This is a genomic window from Rhodopila globiformis, from assembly GCF_002937115.1.
In the GTDB taxonomy this organism is placed as follows: Bacteria; Pseudomonadota; Alphaproteobacteria; order Acetobacterales; family Acetobacteraceae; genus Rhodopila; species Rhodopila globiformis.
On the sequence record NZ_NHRY01000136.1, the window covers coordinates 13,390 to 32,548 of the forward strand.

Below are 19,159 nucleotides of genomic sequence, written 5' to 3' on the forward strand. Positions count from 1 at the left end.
GAGCCGCGGCTACAGGCAGGCGGTCATTTCCAGCGCTGCTGGCGGTTGAGCTGTGCGTATTCATGGGACTGATCGTAACTCCGTTCCTGCTCAGGGATCGCCTCGACCTGGTCACGCTGATGACCAATGTGATGATCCTGTCCATTTTCGCAATCAGTTTCGATATGTGCTGGGGCTTCTCGGGCATCATGTCGTTTGGACAGGCGTTGTTCTTCGGCGTCGCGGGCTATGTGATCGCGTTGATCGGCCGCGACCTCGATTTCAGCGCGATCTGGGGCGTGCTGCCCATTGCGATGCTGACAGGTCTGGCGTTGGCCTTTGTGCTTGCCATGTTCCTCCTGCTCGGGCGCAGGATACCGAGCGCGATTTTTGTCGCGCTCGGCACACTGACCGGCTCATATGCGGCCGAGCGCCTGGTCTCCGGATGGCAGTATGTCGGGGCCGGCAACGGGCTCTCGTCGATCAAGCTGTTGCAGCTTGGCTCTTTTGAGTTTGTAGAAGGCTTCGAATTCTATACGCTGGCCCTTTTGAACTTGCTGGTTATCTATCTGGTATGCCGCTTCATCGTCCGGTCCCAGTTCGGGCTGGTACTCGCGGGGATGCGGCAAAACGAAGAGCGTCTGGCCTTCCTTGGGTATCGTGTTCAGGTTTTCAAGGCGCTGATCTTTTCTTTTGCCGGCATGGCCGCCGGTTTGGCCGGGGCGCTTTACAGTTATCATCAAGGCTTTATTGGGCCCGGCAACATGGGGCCCGGCCTTTCAACCGCCGCGGTCATCTATTGTCTGCTCGGGGGCGCCGGCACGTTGATCGGACCGGTCATCGGGACAGCTGTCATAGAATTGCTGAGCTACGGCCTGTCTGATATCGACGCCATCCGCCATTTCTGGCCCGTCGTTCTCGGCCTTGTGCTGCTCGTGATCGTCATGTTCCAGCCTTCGGGACTGCTCGGGCTCGTGGTTTCGGACCGAGAGCGAATCGGCTCTTTCGGCGCATCCGGGCGCCGTTCAACGCATGGTTGATTCCGTTCCACTACTCGAAGTCTCGGCCCTGGGAAAGATGTTCGGCGCATTGCGCGCGCTGGACGACGTCAGCATTGCAGTCAATCGAGGAACGTTCCATGGCCTGATCGGGCCCAATGGCTCCGGCAAGAGTACGCTGCTGAAAGCGATTGCCGGCGCGCACTTCCCGACCACCGGCACGATACGCTTCCACCGGAAGGACATCACCAATTGGGCGCCATATCAACGGGCTCGTGCCGGGCTCAGCCTCAAGTTCCAGATCACCGCGGTGCTGCGGGAATTGTCGGTTTACGACAATGTTCTTTTGGCACTGCAATCACATGAATCCCCGTGGTCGTTGGTATTGTCCCGGACCCGCCGTCGGTTGGATTCGCAGATCATGCAGGCGCTCGACCGCTTCCGTCTCGCAGACCGTGCGGACGAACTGGCCGGGAAGCTCAGCCATGGCGAGCAGCAATGGCTGGAAATTGCAATGGCGCTGGCGCCTGGCCCGAAGCTGTTGTTGCTCGATGAGCCGACCGGCGGCATGAGTCCCGAGGAACGGCGCATGACGGGTGAACTTCTGCTGCCGGTCAAGGCGGAGTGTTCCCTGGTCATCGTTGAGCACGACCTCGATTTCATAAAGAACATATGCGATCACCTGACGGTCCTGGATCAGGGGCGCGTGCTGTGTGACGGCACCGTGCGTGAAATCGAGGAGTCGCCGGAGATCCAAAGGGTCTATACCAGCCGTGTCTGATGCATCGCCCATTCTCATCGTGGCCGGACTCGATGCCGGCTATGGCAAAAGCCAGGTTCTGTTCGATATGCGGATCACTGTGCCCCGGCAGGGGGCGGTGGCCGTGCTGGGTCGTAACGGTGCCGGAAAGTCAACCCTGCTGAAAACCCTGGCGGGGGAACTGCGGCCGATGGCTGGCTCGATCATTTTCGATGGCAGTGAGGCCGGTGGCGAGTCAACCGAACAGCGCGCGCGGCGCGGAATTGGCTTCGTGCCGCAGGAAGACGCGATATTTGGGAAATTGACCGTGCGAGAGAACCTGTTGCTGGGCGCGACCTACCAGCGTGACCGTTACGGAATCGACGAGGTACTCGACTTCTTTCCCAAGCTGGCACAGCGACTGGGCCAGACTGCGGCAACGTTGTCGGGGGGAGAGCGCAAGATGCTGGCCATCAGCAGGGCCCTGGTGGCCCGTCCAAGGATGCTGATGCTGGACGAACCGACCGAGGGCGTCTGGATCGGCGTCATCGAAGAGATTGCCGAACGGCTGGCTGTTCTGGCGCAACGGATGAGTGTCGTTCTGGTGGAGCAGCATGTGGACCTGGCACTGCGTGTCGCGCGCTACGCCTATGTCATGGATCGCGGGTCGGTAGCATTGGAGGGACCGGCGAGTCAGGTTGGCGATGACCCGCGCCTGCTACGCTACCTCGCTCCCTAAGGCCAACGAAAAATATCCTGGCAGCTTCGCAAAACGAAGAGATATGCTAATCTGGACGCAACGGCGTAACGGGGTGGAAAGTAATGGCAAGAACAGCTGACACGGCATGGCTGGACAAGTCCATTGCCGCCAAACGCGGCACCGGCTGGGGCGACAAGGCGCGTCTGCACGAACTGACCGAGGCTACGCAGGGCAAGTACCTTTACACCATCGGTCCCTATTCGGACCCGGTCCTCAGCGTGACGCCGGGTGATCGAATCCGGGTGGAGACACGGGATGCCTTCGAAGGCGCGATCCGCAACGAGAGCGACAAGCCGACCGAGCGACTGAGGATGCCGTTCGTCAATCCGCAGAATGGGCCGATCATGATCGAAGGCGCCGAACCGGGCGATGCGATCGCGGTTCATATCGAAAGCATGGTGCCGCGGGGCCAGAATCCTTGCGGAACCTGCTGCATGATTCCTTATTTCGGGGCGCTTACCGGAACCAGCCTGACCGCCACGCTGCATGATCCGCTACCGGAACTGACGCGCAAGATTCATGTGGACGAGCACAAGGTGCGCTGGAGTGAGCGCGTCACGCTGCCCTACAGCCCGCATATTGGCACGCTGAGTACGTCCCCCGAAATCGATTCCATCAACTCACTGACACCCGATAATCATGGCGGCAATATGGACCTGCCGGACATGGGGCCGGGCAGCATAACCTATCTTCCCGTACGGGTACCCGGGGCGCGGCTGTTCATCGGCGACGCCCATGCCTGCCAGGGTGATGGCGAACTATGTGGCACTGCCGTTGAATATCCTTCCACCACAACGATCCGCGTTGACCTGATCAAGGGCTGGACGCTCGACTGGCCGCGGCTCGAGCGGGAAGACTTCATCATGGCCATCGGCAGTGCACGTCCGTTGGAAGACGCGACACGCATCGCCTATCGCGAACTGGTGCTGTGGATGGAAGCCGAATACGGCTTCAACCGCTGGGACGCCTATATGATGCTAAGCCAGTGCGGAAAGGTCCGGTTGGGAAATTTTGTTGATCCCAAATATACTGTCGGCGCGGCTATCCCTAAGAAGTACCTCGCACCGGCTTCCTGACCCGCACCCAGGAAAGGCAACAGACAATGGATCTCGGATTGGCTGGAAAAAAGGCTCTTGTCACAGGTGGAACGAAGGGCATCGGCCGCGCCGTGGCCGAGCATTTCGCGGCCGAGGGGGCCGATGTGGCGATCTGCGCCCGCAACGCGGGTGAAATCTCCGAAGCGGTCGAAGCCCTGCGTGCCAAGGGCATCAAGGCAACCGGCAGAGCGCTCGACGTCGCCGATGGGCCAGCCTTGGCGGCGTGGGTGGCAGATGCCGCGGCCGAGCTTGGCGGACTGGATATTGTCGTTGCGAACGTCTCCGCCCTCGCGATCGGGCAGGATGAAGCATCCTGGAAGGCGGAATTCGATACCGACCTGATGGGCACCGTGCGTGCCGTCAATGCGGCCATGCCATTCCTGGAGAAATCAAATGCCGCCGCGGTGGTTGTCATCTCCTCGGTTTCCGGGCGCGAGGTTGATTTTGCAGCCGGTCCCTATGGCGTGTTCAAGGCGGCGCTCATTCATTACGCGAAAGGGCTGTCCTTCCAGCTGGCAGCTAAAGGGATTCGCGTGAATGCGCTGTCGCCGGGCAACACCTACTTCGCAGGTGGGGTGTGGGAGAAGATCGAGCAGGGCAATCCGGAGTTGTTCAGGCAAGCAATGGCGCTGAACCCGACAGGCCGGATGGGGCGGCCGGAGGAGATGGCGCGCGCCGTTGTCTTCCTGGCCAGCCCAGCAGCCAGTTTTATTACCGGAACAAACCTTGTGGTGGATGGTGCCCTTACCAGAGGCGTGCAATTCTAGAGTCTGATGACGAGAGGTCGCTCGACCTCGGTTTGACGGTGCTTCCAGGCGCCTCCCACGCCAGAGCCGGATGAGGTTACGTGGTACAGCAAGGCCGCCCGTCACAGGAGAAGAAGGCCTGCGCTTGGACAGGAGCCAAATGAACTGGATCCATCTCCCGCCTCGCGCCAAGCCCGCTGTCGCCGTCTTCGTGTTACCGTCAGTAGCCGCCGACATCGACGGCGCATGAAGCCTGCTCCTCTGGACACGAACCTGCCGCGAACTCAAAAATGTTGTAGCATAGAGGAGCGTCCCTGATGACGATCATTGATTCGCAAGTCCATGCCTATGAGGCGAACACGGCGAAGCGACCCTGGCACAGCGTGCCGAACTGGCCCTCGCACGTCACTGGTGACGAGATGGTGGCAGCGATGGACAAAGTGGGCGTTGACGGCGCGATCTTCATCTCCGCCTTTTCGATGTACCGCTACGATGCCAGCTATGCTGTGGAAGTGCAGCAGGCGCATCCGGACCGGTTCGCCATCGTCAAGCCAGTCGATCCGGACGATCCAGCTGTGGCCGATGTCATTGCCGACTGGAAGACGACGCCGGGCGCAGTCGGCATCCGCATCATGCTGCCGAAAGAAGCCCAGCGCGACCCCAATGATCCGGGGATCAACCGGATCCTGCGCGCGGCCGCTCGCCACGACTTTCCGGTCAACATCCTCTGCTGGGGCAACCTCGACGTGGGCACGGCGCTCATCGACGGCCATCCCGGCACGCGTTTCGTCATTGACCATCTGGGCATCGTGCAGCCGCGCGTCCCGCCCGCGCCGCCGCAGCCCTGGGCCGATCTCCCGAAGGTGCTGGAGCTTGCCAGGCGCCCGAACACGGTCATCAAGGTCAGCGGTGCCTGCACGCTGTCACAGGAGCCGTATCCCTTCGCGGACATCTGGGACCCACTGGCCCGCGTGTTCGATGCCTGGGGTTTCGATCGCTGCCTGTGGGGCACGGACTGGACCCGCGCGTTCGCTGTCGTCAACTACGAGCAGGCCGTCGAGCCGTTCCTCAACATGGACCGCCTGAGCGATACCGAGCGGGCCATGCTGATGGGCGGCGCTTGCGCCAAGGCCTATGGTTGGTTGCCGCGGAAACCTTAGCGTTCTCGTGAGTTCATCAGCGCGGCGGGCGAGAAGATTTTCCGATGGTGCTCGCTGCGTTGGCAAGGGGCGAAGCCGGGCGCATGAATCGTCAACGTCGCCGACCGCCGACCGCGGCCGGGAAGCCAGCACTAACTGACTTGTGGACCGGCGGGCGAATGGAGGATCGCGGCAAATACGCTGGTCGTGATGAAGAGCCGAGATCCCGCTCCGGGTCTTCTGTTCCACCTACGAACAGAGACTGCCGCCGGCCAACGATCCTCTCCTGCAAGCAGCAGGTCCCGCCTGATGCTCCCGGTTTCTCAACGGTTCCAGCAGCCTGTTCTGCAGCCGGCGACCCGCTCCGTCATCCGAATCGGATACCAGAGCCCGCCTACGGTCCGCGATTGGGTCCTGCGAGAACAAGATGCAACAGGTTTGTTGTTGTTTCCTAAGAAAGGCTCATGTAGATTCCGTTGGATCGGCATGGCAAAGATATACCGGCTGTTACCATTTGTGTCGCAGGATGATCGATTGTTCATGACAGAGATGGTGAATTGCACTCTATTCGTTCCAATGCCAGGCACTCTTGGCCCGAATACAGCTCCTCCGCGCCCTCGTATCCGGATTACCGGACCATCGACAATTATTTCAGACCACCAAAACCGCCGTTTGTCTGATTTTTTTCCAGGCCTACATCCGCCGCCGGAACAGGATTCGCTTGTGCCCCAGGGACGGGAAGGCCGTTATCACGATCATCTTGCCATGGGCGTCCTTCAACCTTGTCCGACCGTCCGCTGGCCCTGGCAACCGATTCTTCCCGAGTTCCGCGGGCGTCCCGAACGGAAGCGCCGAAACTGACGAAGCTTCGGCACAAGGCAGGGATGTTGCATTTGGTAGCAAGCTCCAGAGCAGGCCGGATCGCCCAGAGCGTCCGGAAAACTCAGGCCGAACACGACATCACGGGAAGCTCGCGCTTCCTGATTACGCGTGGCAGGCAAACGGGTTTTGTGTGGTCGGCATCCCGAACAACGCCGGATGATTTCAAGCCGGCGCCGATGCGGCTTCGGGCCGATGCGCCGAGCAGGGCAAGACGCGCGGCTTACGCCGGTCAGACCTTGTTCTTTTTGATTTCATATGCTGCTGCGCAACGGCCATGAGTGTCCCGGAAGGTCGTCCCACAGTGGCATCCGCCACCAGCCTCGCAGGTTGCGATCAGGAACCTATCCATATCCCCGGCGCGATCCAGCCGCACGGCGCGGTGCTCGCGGCCAGGCTCGAGGACCTGCTCGTAACTCACGTCAGTGCGAATCTTGCAGACATTCTTGGGGTTCCGCCTGACGCCGCGCTTGGCCACCCGCTGAGCGCGACGCCCGGAGAGGCGGCGTGTGGCGTGCTTCGCGACAAATCCACGCAAAGCCACCCCGGGCATGTCGATTCCCTCGCGTAGGTCAATGGTTCGGTCTTCCATCTGCATGCTCATCGTACGTGCGGCCTGCTTTGTGTTGATATCGAGCGGACACCTCAAGAGCGGCAGGATCTGCCGGTGGTCATGGTCCAGTCTGTCCTGGAGACGTTCAAACAGGCGACGACGGAACTGGCATTGTGTGAAATGGCGGTGCGGGGCCTCAAGACCCTGACCGGCTACGACCGAGTGATGGCCTACTGTTTTGGCAAGGATGGGCATGGCGAGGTGATCGCCGAATCGCTCGAGGCGGGCTTGCAGCCATATCTCGGGCTGCGTTATCCCGCCTCGGATGTTCCCTCCCAGGCCCGGCGGCAATACCTTCTGCAGCGCGTTGGCGCGGTTGCCGATTCGAACTACCAGCCGGTCCCGATGTTGGTGCACGCGACAGCGCACGATGTCGCACCGCTCGACATGACGCATTGTTCGTTACGAAGTATTTCGCCGAGCCATTACGAATATATGCGTAACATGGGCACTGCCGCCAGCATGACCATTGCACTGACGAGCCACAGGCAACTCTGGGGCATGTTGGTCTGTCACCACGTCACGCCACGGATCGCCGGCTCCGAACTGCGCGCCGCGGCCGACATGGTTGGACAGATCGTGTCGCTTCTGTTGACCAGCCTGGGCGAGACGGCGCTGTATTCCGAAAGGCTCGACAGGAGCCATACACTGCGCGCGTTGATCGATGCGTTGGCGGCGCCCGTTCCCCTCCAGGATGCTTTCGTAGCGGCCGAAACCGAATTGCTGAAGTTGGTTGAGGCAGACGGTGCGCTTGTCCGCATCGCGGGAACAGATCTTCGCCTCGGCCGCGTGCCACCGCCTGGCGCTGCGCAGAGCGCGCTGTTGACCTTGCATGCGTTGGCCGCGGGCAAGCCGCTGGCAGTGGATGATCTCGCCCTGCGCCATCCGGATTTAGACGACTGCACAGCAGCGGGAAGCGGCGCATTGTTGCTGCCGCTGTCGGAAGCAGGTGACGACGCGATCCTGTGATTCCGGCCGGAGTTGCCACAGCAGATTGTCTGGGGCGGCGACCCCAACAAGCAACTGACGCTGGATCCGGTCACGGACCGGCTGTCTCCCCGCAAATCGTTCGCCGCGTGGAAGCAGATCGTCCGTGGATACTCGGCGCCCTGGCATGAGGTCGATCTGGAGTTGGCGTCCGAACTGCAGAAGGCACTCGCCGTCGAGCTGGCGCGGCGCACGAAGGAGGAACAGGCCCGGGCACTGGGCGAATCGCAGCGCGCTATCCGCGATCTTCTGGACAATGCCGATCAGGGATTCCTGACCGTCGGGCCTGACCTTCTGGTCGGCGATCAATCAAGCGCGGCCTGTGAGGCCATACTTGAAACGTGTCCGGCGGGAAAACCGATCATTGATCTTCTCCACCCGGGCGATCCGACGCTACCCGAAACCTTCGAGAGCGTCTTCCGCAGCTCCAACGATTTCGTCCGGGAGCTCAAGCTGGAGCTGCTGCCCACCGAATTCAGGCTTGGCGACAAGTCGATCAAGGTAGGCTATAAGTTCCTCGCTGACCGCGGCCGCCTGATGCTTGTGCTGACCGATATCACGCAGGCCGTGCGGCTCACGGAGGCGGTCGAGCGCGAGCGTCACTATCTTGAAATGATCGTGCTTGCCTTCACCGAAGGCGATTCGTTCGCCGCTCTCGTCAACGACTACCAGCAATTCCCCGCTGATGGGCTGCCGCACCTGATCGAGCAGATTTAAAGTCCCGGAAATCTCGATGCCCTGTATCGGCGCCTGCACACCTACAAGGGCTTGCTGGCTCAATACAGCTTTCATGACAGCCCACGCCATTTGCATGAGATCGAGACGAAGCTGTGCTCGCAGCCGGCCTGGACCAGCAACGAAGCCAACGGGTCCGTTGGCGTGGAAGCGCTGAGGGAAGAACTCCGGCATGATCTGGCCAGGCTGACGGATGTTCTGGGATCTGATTTTGCAACCTCCGGCCACCGCGTCGTGCTGTCGCAGCCTCAACTGCGGATGATGGAGAAAGTCGCAGGGGAAATTCTGGCGGGCGACGAAGGGCTCAGCGCTTCCCCCACGCTGCGCGAGCTGCTGCAGGATCTGATCAGCCTGTCCAAGCTTGATGTGAAGAGGGCGCTGTCCCAGCACGGCCGTGGGGTCGCTGCGCTGGCCGATCGGCTGGAGAAGGAACTGCAGCCGATCATCGTCCAGGGCGACGACGTGAGCTTGCCTCCGGATCTCTTCAGTGCATTTTTCCGCTCGCTGGTACACGTGTTCCGCAATGCGGTTGCGCACGGCATCGAACCGCCGGACGAGCGGGTGCTGGCAGGGAAGGCGGCTGCAGGATTGATCCGGTGCGATGTTCATGATCGCGGCGGCTGGGTTGAAATGGTGATCGAAGACGACGGTCGTGGCGTGGACCGGTCGGTACTGGAAGCCAAGCTGGTTGCCTCCGGAGAGGCGCGGACGCAGGTTGAGCGCCTGCCGCTGGAAGAAGTTCTGTTTCGCCCGGGGCTGACGTCGCGCGAGAGTGCCGATGAAATCTTGGGCCGCGGCATCGGCCTGGCCGCGGTATGGCCCATCTGTCTCAGCCGCAGATTCGAAGCACCCGACGGGCGCCTGATGGGCTTCGTAGTCAGCCCGATCCGGATCGATAATTTCGGAAAATCGTTTGCCCGGCTTCTGCCTGCCGGCGATGCCTCGTTCGCCCTGTACCGGCGGGACGGGACATTGATCACGCGCTATCCGCCGGTTGATCGAAACGGTAACGAAACACCGGCGGCCATGCCCGGCTCCAACCGTCTCCCGGGTTCGCCGGGCGGCGACGTCAATCAAAAGGGTCGATTGATCGTTTCCAGGCCGCTGACCCATTTTCCGCTCGTCGTGGTGGCCAGCGCCTCCACTCTGCCTGATGGCGCTGCAGGATCGTCGCGGCCGGCGTACCAGGGAAAGGCTTCAGGCAGCGGAAACCGCGCTCTATAAGGCCGAGATTCATCTCGCCGTCGGCCAGGACCGGGAACGCAATGAAAGCGCGTTGCATCTGCAGGAGCGCCGCTTCAACCTGGCCATGAAAAACATGATCCAGGGCTTGGTCGTGACCGACTGCCGCGAAAATATTCTCGCCGTAAACCGCCGTTTCTGTGACGTATGGGGTCTTCCGGCGGATGTCGTCACCCCAGGCATGAGCTGCGCCGAACTGGAGTCGCTTGCCCTATCAGGGCGCCATATTGAATCCATCGACATAGCCGAGATCCGCCGCCAGCGAGAGGAAGTGGACGACAGGAATTCGACCTCGACCTTTGTCTGGGAACTGGTCAATGGCTGCGCTTTCAGGGTGAATCATCAACCTACGGAGGAAGGCTGGCTGACCACCTATGAAGATATCACCGAGCAGCGCATGGCTGAAGCCAGGATTGCGCATCTCGCCCGCCATGATGGGTTGGCCGACCTGCCCAACCGGGTGCTGTTCCACGAATCGCTCGAGAGCGCCCTGACATTCGCGCGCCGCGGTCACCTGATGGCGTTGCACTGTCTCGATCTCGACAAGTTCAAGATCGTGAACGACACGTTGGGGCACAGCATTGGCGATGCTCTGCTGCAGGCCGTAGCGCAGCGCTTGTGCGAAAGCGTGCGGGATTACGATACGGTGGCCCGCCTCGGGGGCGATGAGTTCGCCATCATTCAGAACTCGATCAGCTCGCCGGCCGATGCCACGCTGTTGGCAAACAGGCTGATTGAAGTGATCAAGGCTCCATTCGAAGTGCGAGGCCATCAGGTCGTCGTTGGCACCTGCATCGGCATAGCCTTTGCCCCGAATGACGGCCTGTCGATCGATCAATTGACGAAATGCGCCGATCTGGCTCTGTATCGCGCGAAATCCGATGAGTCCGGCGTCGCTCACCTGTACAATGCCGAAATGGACGCGGCGATGCAGGCCCGCAATGCGCTGGAGATGGACCTCCGCCAAGCGTTGAGCGCCGGGCAGTTCGAATTGTTCTATCAGCCGCAGGTCGAGGTGCGAGCGAGATGGATCGCCGGGTGCGAAGCGTTGCTGCGCTGGCGGCATCCGGAGAAGGGATTGGTGCCGCCCGATCAGTTTATTCCGCTTGCGGAAGACATGGGCATGATCGTGCCGATCGGCGAATGGGTGCTGCGGCAGGCATGCGCCACCGCGGCGGCGGATTGGCCGGAAAACGTACGGGTTGCGGTCAATCTCTCCGCGGTCCAGTTCCGGTGCCATGATATCATCGATGTCGTCAGCGGCGCGCTGCGCGATTCCGGCCTGGAGGCCGGCCGGCTCGAACTGGAGATCACCGAGACGGTCATGCTGCAGGATGCCGCCATGGCCCTGGCGACGCTGCATCAACTGCGTGAACTTGGCGTCCAGGTCTCGATGGATGATTTCGGAACGGGATACTCCTCGCTGAGCTACCTCAGGCGCTTCCCGTTCGACAGGATCAAGATCGACCAATCCTTCATCAGGGACCTGGGCAAGCAGGACGACTGCATTTCGATCGTGCGGGCCGTGATCGCCCTCGGGCGCGACCTGGGCATGGCGATCACGGCCGAGGGCGTGGAGACACGCCAACAACTCGACATGCTTGAAAATGCCGGTTGCACCGAAGTCCAGGGCTATCTGTTCAACCGTCCGGTCAGTGCCGCCGCGGCGACCGCCCTCCTGCAGTCGGCATCCATCATCGCGAACGGCTGGCCATATCTCGGCCATCGTCTTTCGGCGGAGCCGATGGCCCGGTAGCCGGTAAGACACGACGCGCAATCGGGCCTGGGGCGGTTGACGAAACAGGCGTGGTGATCCAGTTAGCTCCGGCAGATTTGCCGGAACACGCGACGTGAGACGGCGGGACAAGTCAATCCCGGGCAAATGGCGGAGAAGTCCGGCCGCTTCGATGCGCCCTTCTTCCACACCGAAGGCCATGACGCATGACGTATGGGGAATTCTGGGTCCACTATCTCCGCGCCCATCAGCGGACCGGCACGCGGGCGCTGCATTACACTGGCAGCGTTCTGGCCCTGGCATTGGTGGCGGCCGCAGCAATCTCCGGCGACTGGTGGCTGTTGCCGGCCGCGGTGGTGGTCGGCTACGGGCTGGCCTGGATCGGACATTTCGCGGTGGAAGGTAACCGGCCCGCAACGTTCGGGCATCCGGTCTGGTCGCTTGTCAGCGACTACCGAATGCTCCTGCTGTGGCTGACCGGGCGCCTCGGGCCGCATTTGGTCCGAGCGGCCGAGGAGCGGTAACGGGACTTGATCGAGGAGGACCCAGGCAGTTTACTGTGCAACCAATTGAACAGCCGAAACAAGCAAAGACAGAGGCGTGGCCCCACGTCTGCGCCTCGGGGGGATGACGGGCATCGGCCTGTCCTGCCTGGTCATCAACCGCACCGGCAGGGGCAGCGAGCTGATGAACCTCGGTGCCCTGCGGATACCGTCTCGTTACGGCTCGTCAGTCCTGATCCGCTGGGGCTGCCGCAGCTTCAGTTTCCCATTGGCACCTGCGGCCAGTGTGTGAACATAGAAATACTGCGCACCCGACGCCATCACAGGCGACGGCGCAGAAACGACAGCCAGCCCGCCGCATTGTCCGATCCAGTCAATGTGCCGGTGCCCATGCATGATCACCGCCCGCCCCGCCAGGCACCGCAACTGCCGGATCACCCAACTGCCGTTGATCAGCGCCGTGCCGATCCGCAGCGAAAGATTCTGCGCCTTTTGCGGATACTCGATGACATGGTGATGCAGCGCGACGATCCAGCATGCCTGGGGGTAGAGGCTGGTCGCAACGCGCAGCCGCTGTACCTGTTCCGCCGGGATGAGCCCCAGCGCATTGGTGAACGAAAAATGCGTGTCCGCATTCGAATTGAGTGCGACGATCCCAAGACCATCCGGACCGTCCGGTGGCAGTATCATCGGGAATACTGTATCCCAGACCGCCTCCAGCGTGCGCGACAGCCGTCGCGGAGCGCCTCTGTCGGCAAAGCATGTCATGTCAGAGGCGTGCGGGCGCAACATATCGGTCAGCAGGCTCCCCGGCGTTGCCCCCCTGATCACACGCAGCCGCCGTCCCTGAAGATAGTCCAGGACAGAAAGCGTACGCAGCTGCCGCAACCGCTTGGTGGGGCTCATGGGCGTGTCCATCCGGGCCGGGCTGGATCGGTCGACGACGTTCACGTCGTGGTTGCCGGGCACGGCAATAATCCGCTCCGCCAGATGCGGATATGCCGAAACAGCAATGAGAAATTCGGCCCACTCGGCGGAGCGTCCGGCATCGGTCAGGTCGCCGGTGATCAGAATAAAATCCAGCGGCTGCTGCCGATGGATTTCGTCGAGCCGCGCGAGCGTCTGCCGCAGACGGTCGTTGCCGCGCGGGCCGGCGCGGCCGCTTTCAATGCGGCCGCCGTAGCGCTCGCCGACCGTGTGGATATCCGACAGGTGCGCCACCCGCCATGTCCGCTCATCGTTTTCAGCCGCCGCGAAATCTTGCAGGTCTCGCGGTTGTGCCATCAGCGCATCCCCGACACCCCAGACCAGGGCCGCGCCTGCGCAATAGGCGGTGATCAGGGTTACGCTGTTCGCCAGCAGGACTGGTAGCATGCCATGCACCGACCCCAGGTCGGGAAAACGGCTCACCCAGCGCGTTGCCGGCCATAGCAACGCGACGACACCGGCTCCCAGCAGAAAGACCCCAATGCCTGCGACGGCCGCGCAGGCTGCCCGGATGGCGGCACGCCACGAAGGATGCAGACCGGACGGCAAAGGACCCTCGACCAGGTGCCGGAGCCCCTCGCGGCACAGGATGTAGATTGGCTGGACCGCCAGCGCGTTCAGCGACCAGAAATTGGTTTCAGCCAGGCGCAGAAGCCTGCGGCCGCCGAACCAGCCGATCGCCAAAAGGGGCGGCAGCAACAGCGCCGGCCAGATTTCGGTCAGCACGTTCGCGGTCTTGGACCATACCAGGATGGCCCAGGCAGTCACCAGCAACGGCACCGCCCCCAGCAGCAGCGCCGGCACCACCAGCAGCACGAACCAGACGACGATCAGCTTTGGCAAACTGATTTCGCTGAACAGGCTGCCGGCCAGCGACAACAGGGATCGCTGATGCGTGCTCGACGCATCGTCTTCGAGGTCGCCGTCGCGCGGGTCGAGGATCGGTTTCATTGCTCTGTCCGCGCGACCGGGGCTGCGCCGAACAGTTCAGTCACCCAGCGGCTGGACGGGTGCTCCTCGCACAACGTCAGGATCGCAATAACGATCGGCACGCCGATGAAGGCGCCGCTCAGGCCCCACAGCCAGGTCCAGAAGAACACGGCGAACAGTACGAAGAACGGCGAGATCGCCAGCACGTTGCCTGCGACCCGAGGCTCCAGGTAGCTTCCGACCAGGAACTGAAACAGGTTCAGGACCCCGAACACCAGCACCGCGCTCTGCCAGGTGTCGAACTGCGCCACGGCGAACAGCGTCGGCAACACCGTGGCCAGCAGCGGCCCGATCACCGGGATGTAGTTGAACGCGAAGGTGATGATGCCCCATTCCCGTGCCAGCGGAACGCCGCACAGCGAAATGAATCCCCACACCAGCAAGCCGGTCACTGCGCTCATCAGGGTGCGGACCGCCAGGTAACGCCGGTACTTCATCGCCACCCGCGCGCCGCCGACCAGCAGGACTTGCGCGACCGTCTGGTTGGTCATGCGTTCCAGCCGTTCGATCGCCGGCTCGACCTCGAGCAGCCCGAGGATGACGTACACCAGCACCACCAGCGAAAAGCTCAGCATGCCGTTCACGGTGGTGGTGACCCGCTGCACCGCGGCCAGCAGCCAGCCGACATTGAAATGATCGCTCCACAGGCTCGACACATCAACGCCGTGGCCCTCCAGCCACTCGGCGATCTGCGCGTAGAGGACCTGGAACTGCCCGGCTTCGGCCACCGCGTGGCTCACGACATGGCTGAATGCCCAGGTCGTCAGATGGGCGAAGGCGCCAATCAGGATGCTCGCGGCGATCATGCTGATCAGCAGCGCCACCAGCCGCGGCAGCCGGACCTGCAAGGCCGCCTGCAACGGCCAGACGATGGCGATGATGAACAGCGCGAACGCCAGTGGCGCGAAAACCGGCTTTCCGATGCCCAGCGCGGCGACCGTCAGGATCGTGGTGCCGATACCCACCATCGCGGCAAGGCGCCGATCGGCCGATCGGCGCAGGGCATGGACCGGGCTCTGCATGTCCTGAATCCTCGCGTTCTTCGTATCGAACCGCCTGCGTCCCGACAATCACGCGGCGGGCGGGCAACGCTGCTTACCCGATAAGTCCGGCATCAGGAGAGTCGCCGACCGAGAATGGGACGCACGGCACAGTGCAGGGACGCCATGCAGGTCCGTCCCGCCGGGCAATGCAACGGTGATGGCGGTCAGGCCGAAAACGGGGCCGTTGCGTCATGTCATCGCTCCGCAACGGCCCGGATGCCGCCGCGCCGTGACTTTCCGCGGCGAGGCTGCCGGGCCGACTTCGCTGTTTGACGCGACAACGTTCTGGCAAGGGCAAAGCCGGCTTGTCCCGTCGGCCCTAAGTTGTTGCTCGGCCACGTGGCCAGAAGGCGACGCCAAGCCCGATAATCAGCATGACCGCGATCAGCAGGAACAGCGCGGACTGCTTGACCCAGACGATAGCCGGCACCGAGGCCGCCAGGGCGACGCCGAGGAAGCTGATCTCCCAGGACGAAAGATTGATCCCAGCGAGCACCGTGCCGAGCGCCAGAAGCATCAGAACCACCAGGCTGCTCGCTTGCGTCGGCAGCAACGTCTGAAAGCCCGGCAACAGCACGAGGTTCATCGCGACCAGCAGCGTGATCCAATGGAGCGCTTGCGTCCATACCAGCCGGAAACGGGCGCTTCTGTCCGGCGCGCGCGGCCATGCGGTGGCAATGCAGACAAGCCCGGTCGCGATGGTCAGGAACTCCCAGAAGCCGTTCAGTGGCTGATGGGAAAAGTTCGTGTAGGCTATGCCAACGATCGCCAGCACCAGCAGTACAAGGTATGGCAATTTTCGCCGCAGCATGCCGGTTGCGCCGGAGCGAGTCGGGAGTGGGGCGACTTCGTCGTGCGTGATTGCCGAGTTACTCATCACACATCCATTTCAGAACAAGCAGCATCGTCAGTGGGCGGCCCTTGTTCATTGCGGGAGGGAAGCAGCGCCGGGCACTGCCGTGGCATCCAGCTCGCGTTACGTGTCAGTTCCCGAAAAGACAGCGCTTGATCCAAACGATTGCGGAACGGCCAATAAAGCGAGTTGGCGGCAGCCTGACCCGCAGGCGTCGGCGCGAGTGTCGGATCGTCTTTCGTGTCCTTTACTGGCACGAAGGCTAGATCGACTTGGCGGGGGTTGCCATTGCAGCCGGTACCAGGGCTGTGCTGTCCGTCCCATTCGGGCCGGCGTCGCGGCCGGTCCGGTCCTCTTTTTTGGGTCCGTAAGGGAGTTGCCGCGTCATTGGGCGTGGGGAATCGTCCTCTCCCCGTCATGGTCCGCGAAGGTGGACCATTCACGCCTTGCAGTGCTGGTCGCGGCAAGGCCCTCCCCGACTTGTGCGGGAGGTCTTCCGTGCCATCTGCCGCGGCCCGTGCTGATGGCAGTGGCCAGGACAAGCCGCATCGGCGCTTGCGTCAGGGTCACGATATCAGCGGATCACTGCGCGGTCCGCGGTCGCGCGCAACGTGCCGGTCGCGGGTGGCGCCTCTACCCAGGCTTCGCCCGACAGCATTTTGTGCGCGCCGTACTCGAACAGCGCACGCATGTAGGCCTGGTCGAACGGCTCCCGGCGTTCCGCCGTGAAGTTGGAGCCGATGTAGCTCAGGCGGAACGCCAGCCCGTCCCGTTGCGCGATCAGGAAAATGCGGCTGATGTCGCCGACGCCGCTGAAGTGCAGCAGCGTGGCGATCGAGCGGCTGGCGATGGTGAACAGGCCACGGTTGACGCTCATTCCCTCCACGTCCAGCCGGCCGTTGCGGACGACCCACACGGTGCGCTGCCGTGGCTCGGCGTGCGGGTCCGCCAGGTTGCGGGCATAGAGTGCCGGGGGATAGAGGAAGACCTGGGTCGCCGCGCCACCGTCCACGTGCATCTCCTGGTACGGGTGTCCGTGATACTGCACGTCGATCAGCACCGGCGGGAAAGCGCCGGGGATGGAGGCGGAGGCCAGCAGGATACGGCGGAACAGCCCGAGCGCCTGCGGGTGGCCGCTCGCCGCGATCGCGCCGATGTTCCAGACCACCGGGCGCTGCAGGTCGAGGTTGGTGGTGCCGATCAGCAGCAGCCGGCCACGGGCGTATTCCCGCGCAATGGCGGCCAGCATCCGCTCGTCCGCCTGCTGCGCGATCAGCCGGTAGAGTGGCGAGGTGTCGGCGAGCGCAACGTTGAAGAGCAGCGCCAGCGGGATGTGCCGCAGCAGCAGGATGTCGGGACGCGCCACTTCGGTGAAGACCGTTCGTAGCGCCGGGTCGTACTCCGGCCCGAGGAACGCAAAAGGGGCAATCAGCGCGCCGGCCGAGATGCCGGTGACGATATCGAATTCCGGCCGGGTGCCGGTGGCGGTCCAGCCGGTGATCAGCCCGGCACCATAGGCGCCGTTGTCGCCGCCGCCCGACAGGGCGAGGAAATTCGCTGGCGGCAGCGGACCGGCGCTGCGCGCGCGCTGGCGGGCGAGCATCAACGCCGCCTCCCGCCGCAGGGCCTCCGGCGGGCCGTCCGGCCAGAACCGCGCGTTGGGAATGCCAAGGACCGGCAGGTCGATCGCCACGCCGGGGGGCGGCGCGTCAAGCCGCAGGATTGTTGCGCAACCTGTGACGGCCGGCAGCAGGGTCAGTGCCAGCAGCCGCCGGCGTGGTACGGCCCGCGGGGACGACAGCAGCTCCGGCCTGCCCAACGGCATCCCTCCTTGGCGGCCGGTCCCGGCGCGCGCGTCCTCAGAAGCGGGCGGCAAGACCGCCGTGCGCTGCGGCCGGGCCGGTCATTGCCCGGCGGAGGCTCGCCCGGTTGCCACACCCTGCTGGAAAGCACGGTCCCGGCTCTGTACGTGGCGGTCCCAGATGAAACCACCGGTGCCGCCCGCCGCGGCGCCGATGGCGGCGCCGAGCCCCGCATTGCCGGCCATGGCGCCGATCAGGGCGCCGCCGGCCGCGCCGCCGGCCGCGCCGGTCATCGTGCGCTGGGCGGTGGGATCGAGATCGGCACAGGCCGAAACAGCCAGCACCATGGCCAGGAGGCCGGCGGAAAGAAGGCGCTGCGTCACGACGGTGTCTCCTGGCTCAGCGGTTGGTGGCGCGATGGGCGGACTGCCCCGGGCAGGGATAGGTCGCGGCGGCCCAGCGCATCAGGCCGTCCACCGCCAGCTCGTTGGCGTATTGCGGGTTGGCGCGCGCCCAGGCGACGAAGGAAGCCTGCGCCGCCTCAAACGTCGGGGACGGGTCGGGCAGGCAGAGAAACTCCGGACGGTTCTGGGAGATCTCCCGGTTGTACTGGCCGGCGCCCGTCATGAAGCCACGGCAGTAGCCAACTTCCGTGGCGCCCGCCGCGTCGCGTCCCTCGCTTGCGCAGGCCTCGGCGAGCGACGCTGTCGTCAATCCGCTGGCTGACGCCTGAACAATGGGCCAACCCGTTGCGACTGCCGCCACACCGACGGCCATACCCAGAACGAGTCGCATGCCAGTGTTCCTCCTGCTGCGTTACGCGCCCAACAATGCCCGCCAGGGCGGCGCATGCCCCAAAGCGGTTGGAGAACGGCCAGTAAAGCGGCTTGTCGACATCCCGGCCCGCAATCGGTGCAGGCGTCACGGGCGGGTACCGGATCGCTTTTCCATCCGTTACCGGAGCAAGATTAGGCCGGCCTGGCAGGGCTTGCCATTGCAGCCGATACCAAGGCCGTGCTGTCCGTCCCGTTCCGGCGGGCCGCGGCAGCGCCGCCCCTGTTCTGCCTCATTGCATATCGGGATTAAGGGGCAGTTAAGGAGGGATTTGGCGCCGCGACCGTTCTCACCGTCATGGCCGGGCGTGTCCCGGCCATCTGCGCTTCAACGGTAGGGGGCGGATGGCCGGGACACGCCCGGCCATGACGGAGAAGCAACGGTCGGCTCAACGCCGGTGGTGCCGATAGCTAACGATTTCGATTCGATTCACAATACGCGCCTGCCGCGCAACGGACAACCACGCCCACCCGACAAATTTCTGATCCAGACAGCCCC

Annotated in this window: 16 protein-coding genes and 1 pseudogene; 11 read left to right on the forward strand and 6 right to left on the reverse strand. The window is 63.3% G+C overall.

All coding sequences use genetic code 11. The features are described from left to right. The first annotated feature begins 62 nt into the window (after window positions 1-62). The 11 genes and pseudogenes from CCS01_RS13290 to CCS01_RS13345 all read left to right on the forward strand — a co-directional run bounded on the left by CCS01_RS13290 (window position 63) and on the right by CCS01_RS13345 (window position 12,173). A complete protein-coding gene (locus tag CCS01_RS13290) occupies window positions 63-1,019 on the forward strand; it encodes a branched-chain amino acid ABC transporter permease (protein ID WP_170114636.1) in 957 nt (318 codons plus the stop codon). Further along, window positions 1,012-1,758, forward strand: coding sequence for an ABC transporter ATP-binding protein (locus CCS01_RS13295; protein WP_104519300.1), 747 nt, complete (start codon window positions 1,012-1,014; stop codon window positions 1,756-1,758). Before CCS01_RS13290 ends, CCS01_RS13295 begins: the two co-directional genes overlap by 8 nt. Then, on the forward strand, window positions 1,751-2,455 hold the full coding sequence (locus CCS01_RS13300) for an ABC transporter ATP-binding protein (RefSeq protein WP_204848254.1): 705 nt from the start codon (window positions 1,751-1,753) through the stop codon (window positions 2,453-2,455). Before CCS01_RS13295 ends, CCS01_RS13300 begins: the two co-directional genes overlap by 8 nt. A gap of 83 nt (window positions 2,456-2,538) precedes the next feature. Continuing rightward, on the forward strand, window positions 2,539-3,552 hold the full coding sequence (locus CCS01_RS13305; protein WP_104519301.1) for an acetamidase/formamidase family protein: 1,014 nt from the start codon (window positions 2,539-2,541) through the stop codon (window positions 3,550-3,552). A gap of 26 nt (window positions 3,553-3,578) precedes the next feature. Next, window positions 3,579-4,340 carry an SDR family NAD(P)-dependent oxidoreductase gene (locus CCS01_RS13310; RefSeq protein WP_104519302.1) on the forward strand — a complete coding sequence of 254 codons (762 nt, stop codon included), beginning with the start codon at window positions 3,579-3,581 and terminating at the stop codon, window positions 4,338-4,340. Window positions 4,341-4,636: 296 nt separating this feature from the next. Next, window positions 4,637-5,479 carry an amidohydrolase family protein gene (locus CCS01_RS13315; RefSeq protein ID WP_104519303.1) on the forward strand — a complete coding sequence of 281 codons (843 nt, stop codon included), beginning with the start codon at window positions 4,637-4,639 and terminating at the stop codon, window positions 5,477-5,479. 1,135 nt (window positions 5,480-6,614) lie between these two features. Further along, window positions 6,615-6,908: a phytochrome family protein gene (locus CCS01_RS36085; RefSeq protein ID WP_104519304.1), complete on the forward strand. Its 294-nt coding sequence runs from the start codon at window positions 6,615-6,617 to the stop codon at window positions 6,906-6,908. Between the two features lie 162 nt (window positions 6,909-7,070). Next, a pseudogene (locus CCS01_RS35195) lies at window positions 7,071-8,654 on the forward strand (GAF domain-containing protein). A 90-nt stretch (window positions 8,655-8,744) separates the two neighbouring features. Continuing rightward, complete coding sequence (locus CCS01_RS13335; protein WP_104519307.1) at window positions 8,745-9,896, forward strand: ATP-binding protein; 1,152 nt, start codon at window positions 8,745-8,747, stop codon at window positions 9,894-9,896. Then, on the forward strand, window positions 9,826-11,670 hold the full coding sequence (locus CCS01_RS13340; RefSeq protein WP_104519308.1) for a putative bifunctional diguanylate cyclase/phosphodiesterase: 1,845 nt from the start codon (window positions 9,826-9,828) through the stop codon (window positions 11,668-11,670). Before CCS01_RS13335 ends, CCS01_RS13340 begins: the two co-directional genes overlap by 71 nt. Before the next feature lie 185 nt (window positions 11,671-11,855). Further along, on the forward strand, window positions 11,856-12,173 hold the full coding sequence (locus tag CCS01_RS13345) for a DUF962 domain-containing protein (RefSeq protein ID WP_104519309.1): 318 nt from the start codon (window positions 11,856-11,858) through the stop codon (window positions 12,171-12,173). A 195-nt stretch (window positions 12,174-12,368) separates the two neighbouring features. Here CCS01_RS13345 and CCS01_RS13350 read toward each other — a convergent pair whose 3' ends face one another. From CCS01_RS13350 to CCS01_RS13375, 6 genes are all read right to left on the reverse strand, one after another. After that, window positions 12,369-14,090, reverse strand: a complete 1,722-nt coding sequence (locus tag CCS01_RS13350; protein WP_104519310.1) for a metallophosphoesterase family protein — start codon at window positions 14,088-14,090, stop codon at window positions 12,369-12,371. After that, on the reverse strand, window positions 14,087-15,151 hold the full coding sequence (locus CCS01_RS13355; protein ID WP_204848255.1) for an AI-2E family transporter: 1,065 nt from the start codon (window positions 15,149-15,151) through the stop codon (window positions 14,087-14,089). The genes CCS01_RS13350 and CCS01_RS13355 overlap by 4 nt, the downstream gene beginning before the upstream one ends. A 340-nt stretch (window positions 15,152-15,491) precedes the next feature. Further along, entirely contained in the window at window positions 15,492-15,983 is a 492-nt protein-coding gene (locus CCS01_RS13360) for a hypothetical protein (protein ID WP_204848256.1), read from the reverse strand. A gap of 616 nt (window positions 15,984-16,599) precedes the next feature. Then, on the reverse strand, window positions 16,600-17,844 hold the full coding sequence (locus tag CCS01_RS13365; RefSeq protein WP_158258371.1) for a patatin-like phospholipase family protein: 1,245 nt from the start codon (window positions 17,842-17,844) through the stop codon (window positions 16,600-16,602). 84 nt (window positions 17,845-17,928) lie between these two features. After that, window positions 17,929-18,210 (reverse strand): YMGG-like glycine zipper-containing protein, encoded by a 282-nt coding sequence (locus CCS01_RS13370; protein ID WP_239992147.1) that lies wholly within the window; start codon window positions 18,208-18,210, stop codon window positions 17,929-17,931. A 16-nt stretch (window positions 18,211-18,226) separates the two neighbouring features. Further along, a complete protein-coding gene (locus tag CCS01_RS13375) occupies window positions 18,227-18,622 on the reverse strand; it encodes a Rap1a/Tai family immunity protein (protein ID WP_146101733.1) in 396 nt (131 codons plus the stop codon). Window positions 18,623-19,159 lie beyond the last annotated feature (537 nt).

Excerpts from the sequence above, each read along its gene's own strand:
- CCS01_RS13290 (WP_170114636.1), top strand. The coding sequence starts at position 63 with ATGGGACTGATCGTAACTCCGTTCCTGCTCAGGGATCGCCTCGACCTG.
- CCS01_RS13295 (WP_104519300.1), top strand. The coding sequence starts at position 1,012 with ATGGTTGATTCCGTTCCACTACTCGAAGTCTCGGCCCTGGGAAAGATG.
- CCS01_RS13360 (WP_204848256.1), bottom strand. The coding sequence starts at position 15,983 with ATGCTGCGGCGAAAATTGCCATACCTTGTACTGCTGGTGCTGGCGATC.
- CCS01_RS13310 (WP_104519302.1), top strand. The coding sequence starts at position 3,579 with ATGGATCTCGGATTGGCTGGAAAAAAGGCTCTTGTCACAGGTGGAACG.
- CCS01_RS13345 (WP_104519309.1), top strand. The coding sequence starts at position 11,856 with ATGACGTATGGGGAATTCTGGGTCCACTATCTCCGCGCCCATCAGCGG.
- CCS01_RS13305 (WP_104519301.1), top strand. The coding sequence starts at position 2,539 with ATGGCAAGAACAGCTGACACGGCATGGCTGGACAAGTCCATTGCCGCC.
- CCS01_RS13355 (WP_204848255.1), bottom strand. The coding sequence starts at position 15,151 with ATGCAGAGCCCGGTCCATGCCCTGCGCCGATCGGCCGATCGGCGCCTT.
- CCS01_RS36085 (WP_104519304.1), top strand. The coding sequence starts at position 6,615 with ATGAGTGTCCCGGAAGGTCGTCCCACAGTGGCATCCGCCACCAGCCTC.
- CCS01_RS13375 (WP_146101733.1), bottom strand. The coding sequence starts at position 18,622 with ATGCGACTCGTTCTGGGTATGGCCGTCGGTGTGGCGGCAGTCGCAACG.
- CCS01_RS13340 (WP_104519308.1), top strand. The coding sequence starts at position 9,826 with ATGGCGCTGCAGGATCGTCGCGGCCGGCGTACCAGGGAAAGGCTTCAG.
- CCS01_RS13315 (WP_104519303.1), top strand. The coding sequence starts at position 4,637 with ATGACGATCATTGATTCGCAAGTCCATGCCTATGAGGCGAACACGGCG.
- CCS01_RS13350 (WP_104519310.1), bottom strand. The coding sequence starts at position 14,090 with ATGAAACCGATCCTCGACCCGCGCGACGGCGACCTCGAAGACGATGCG.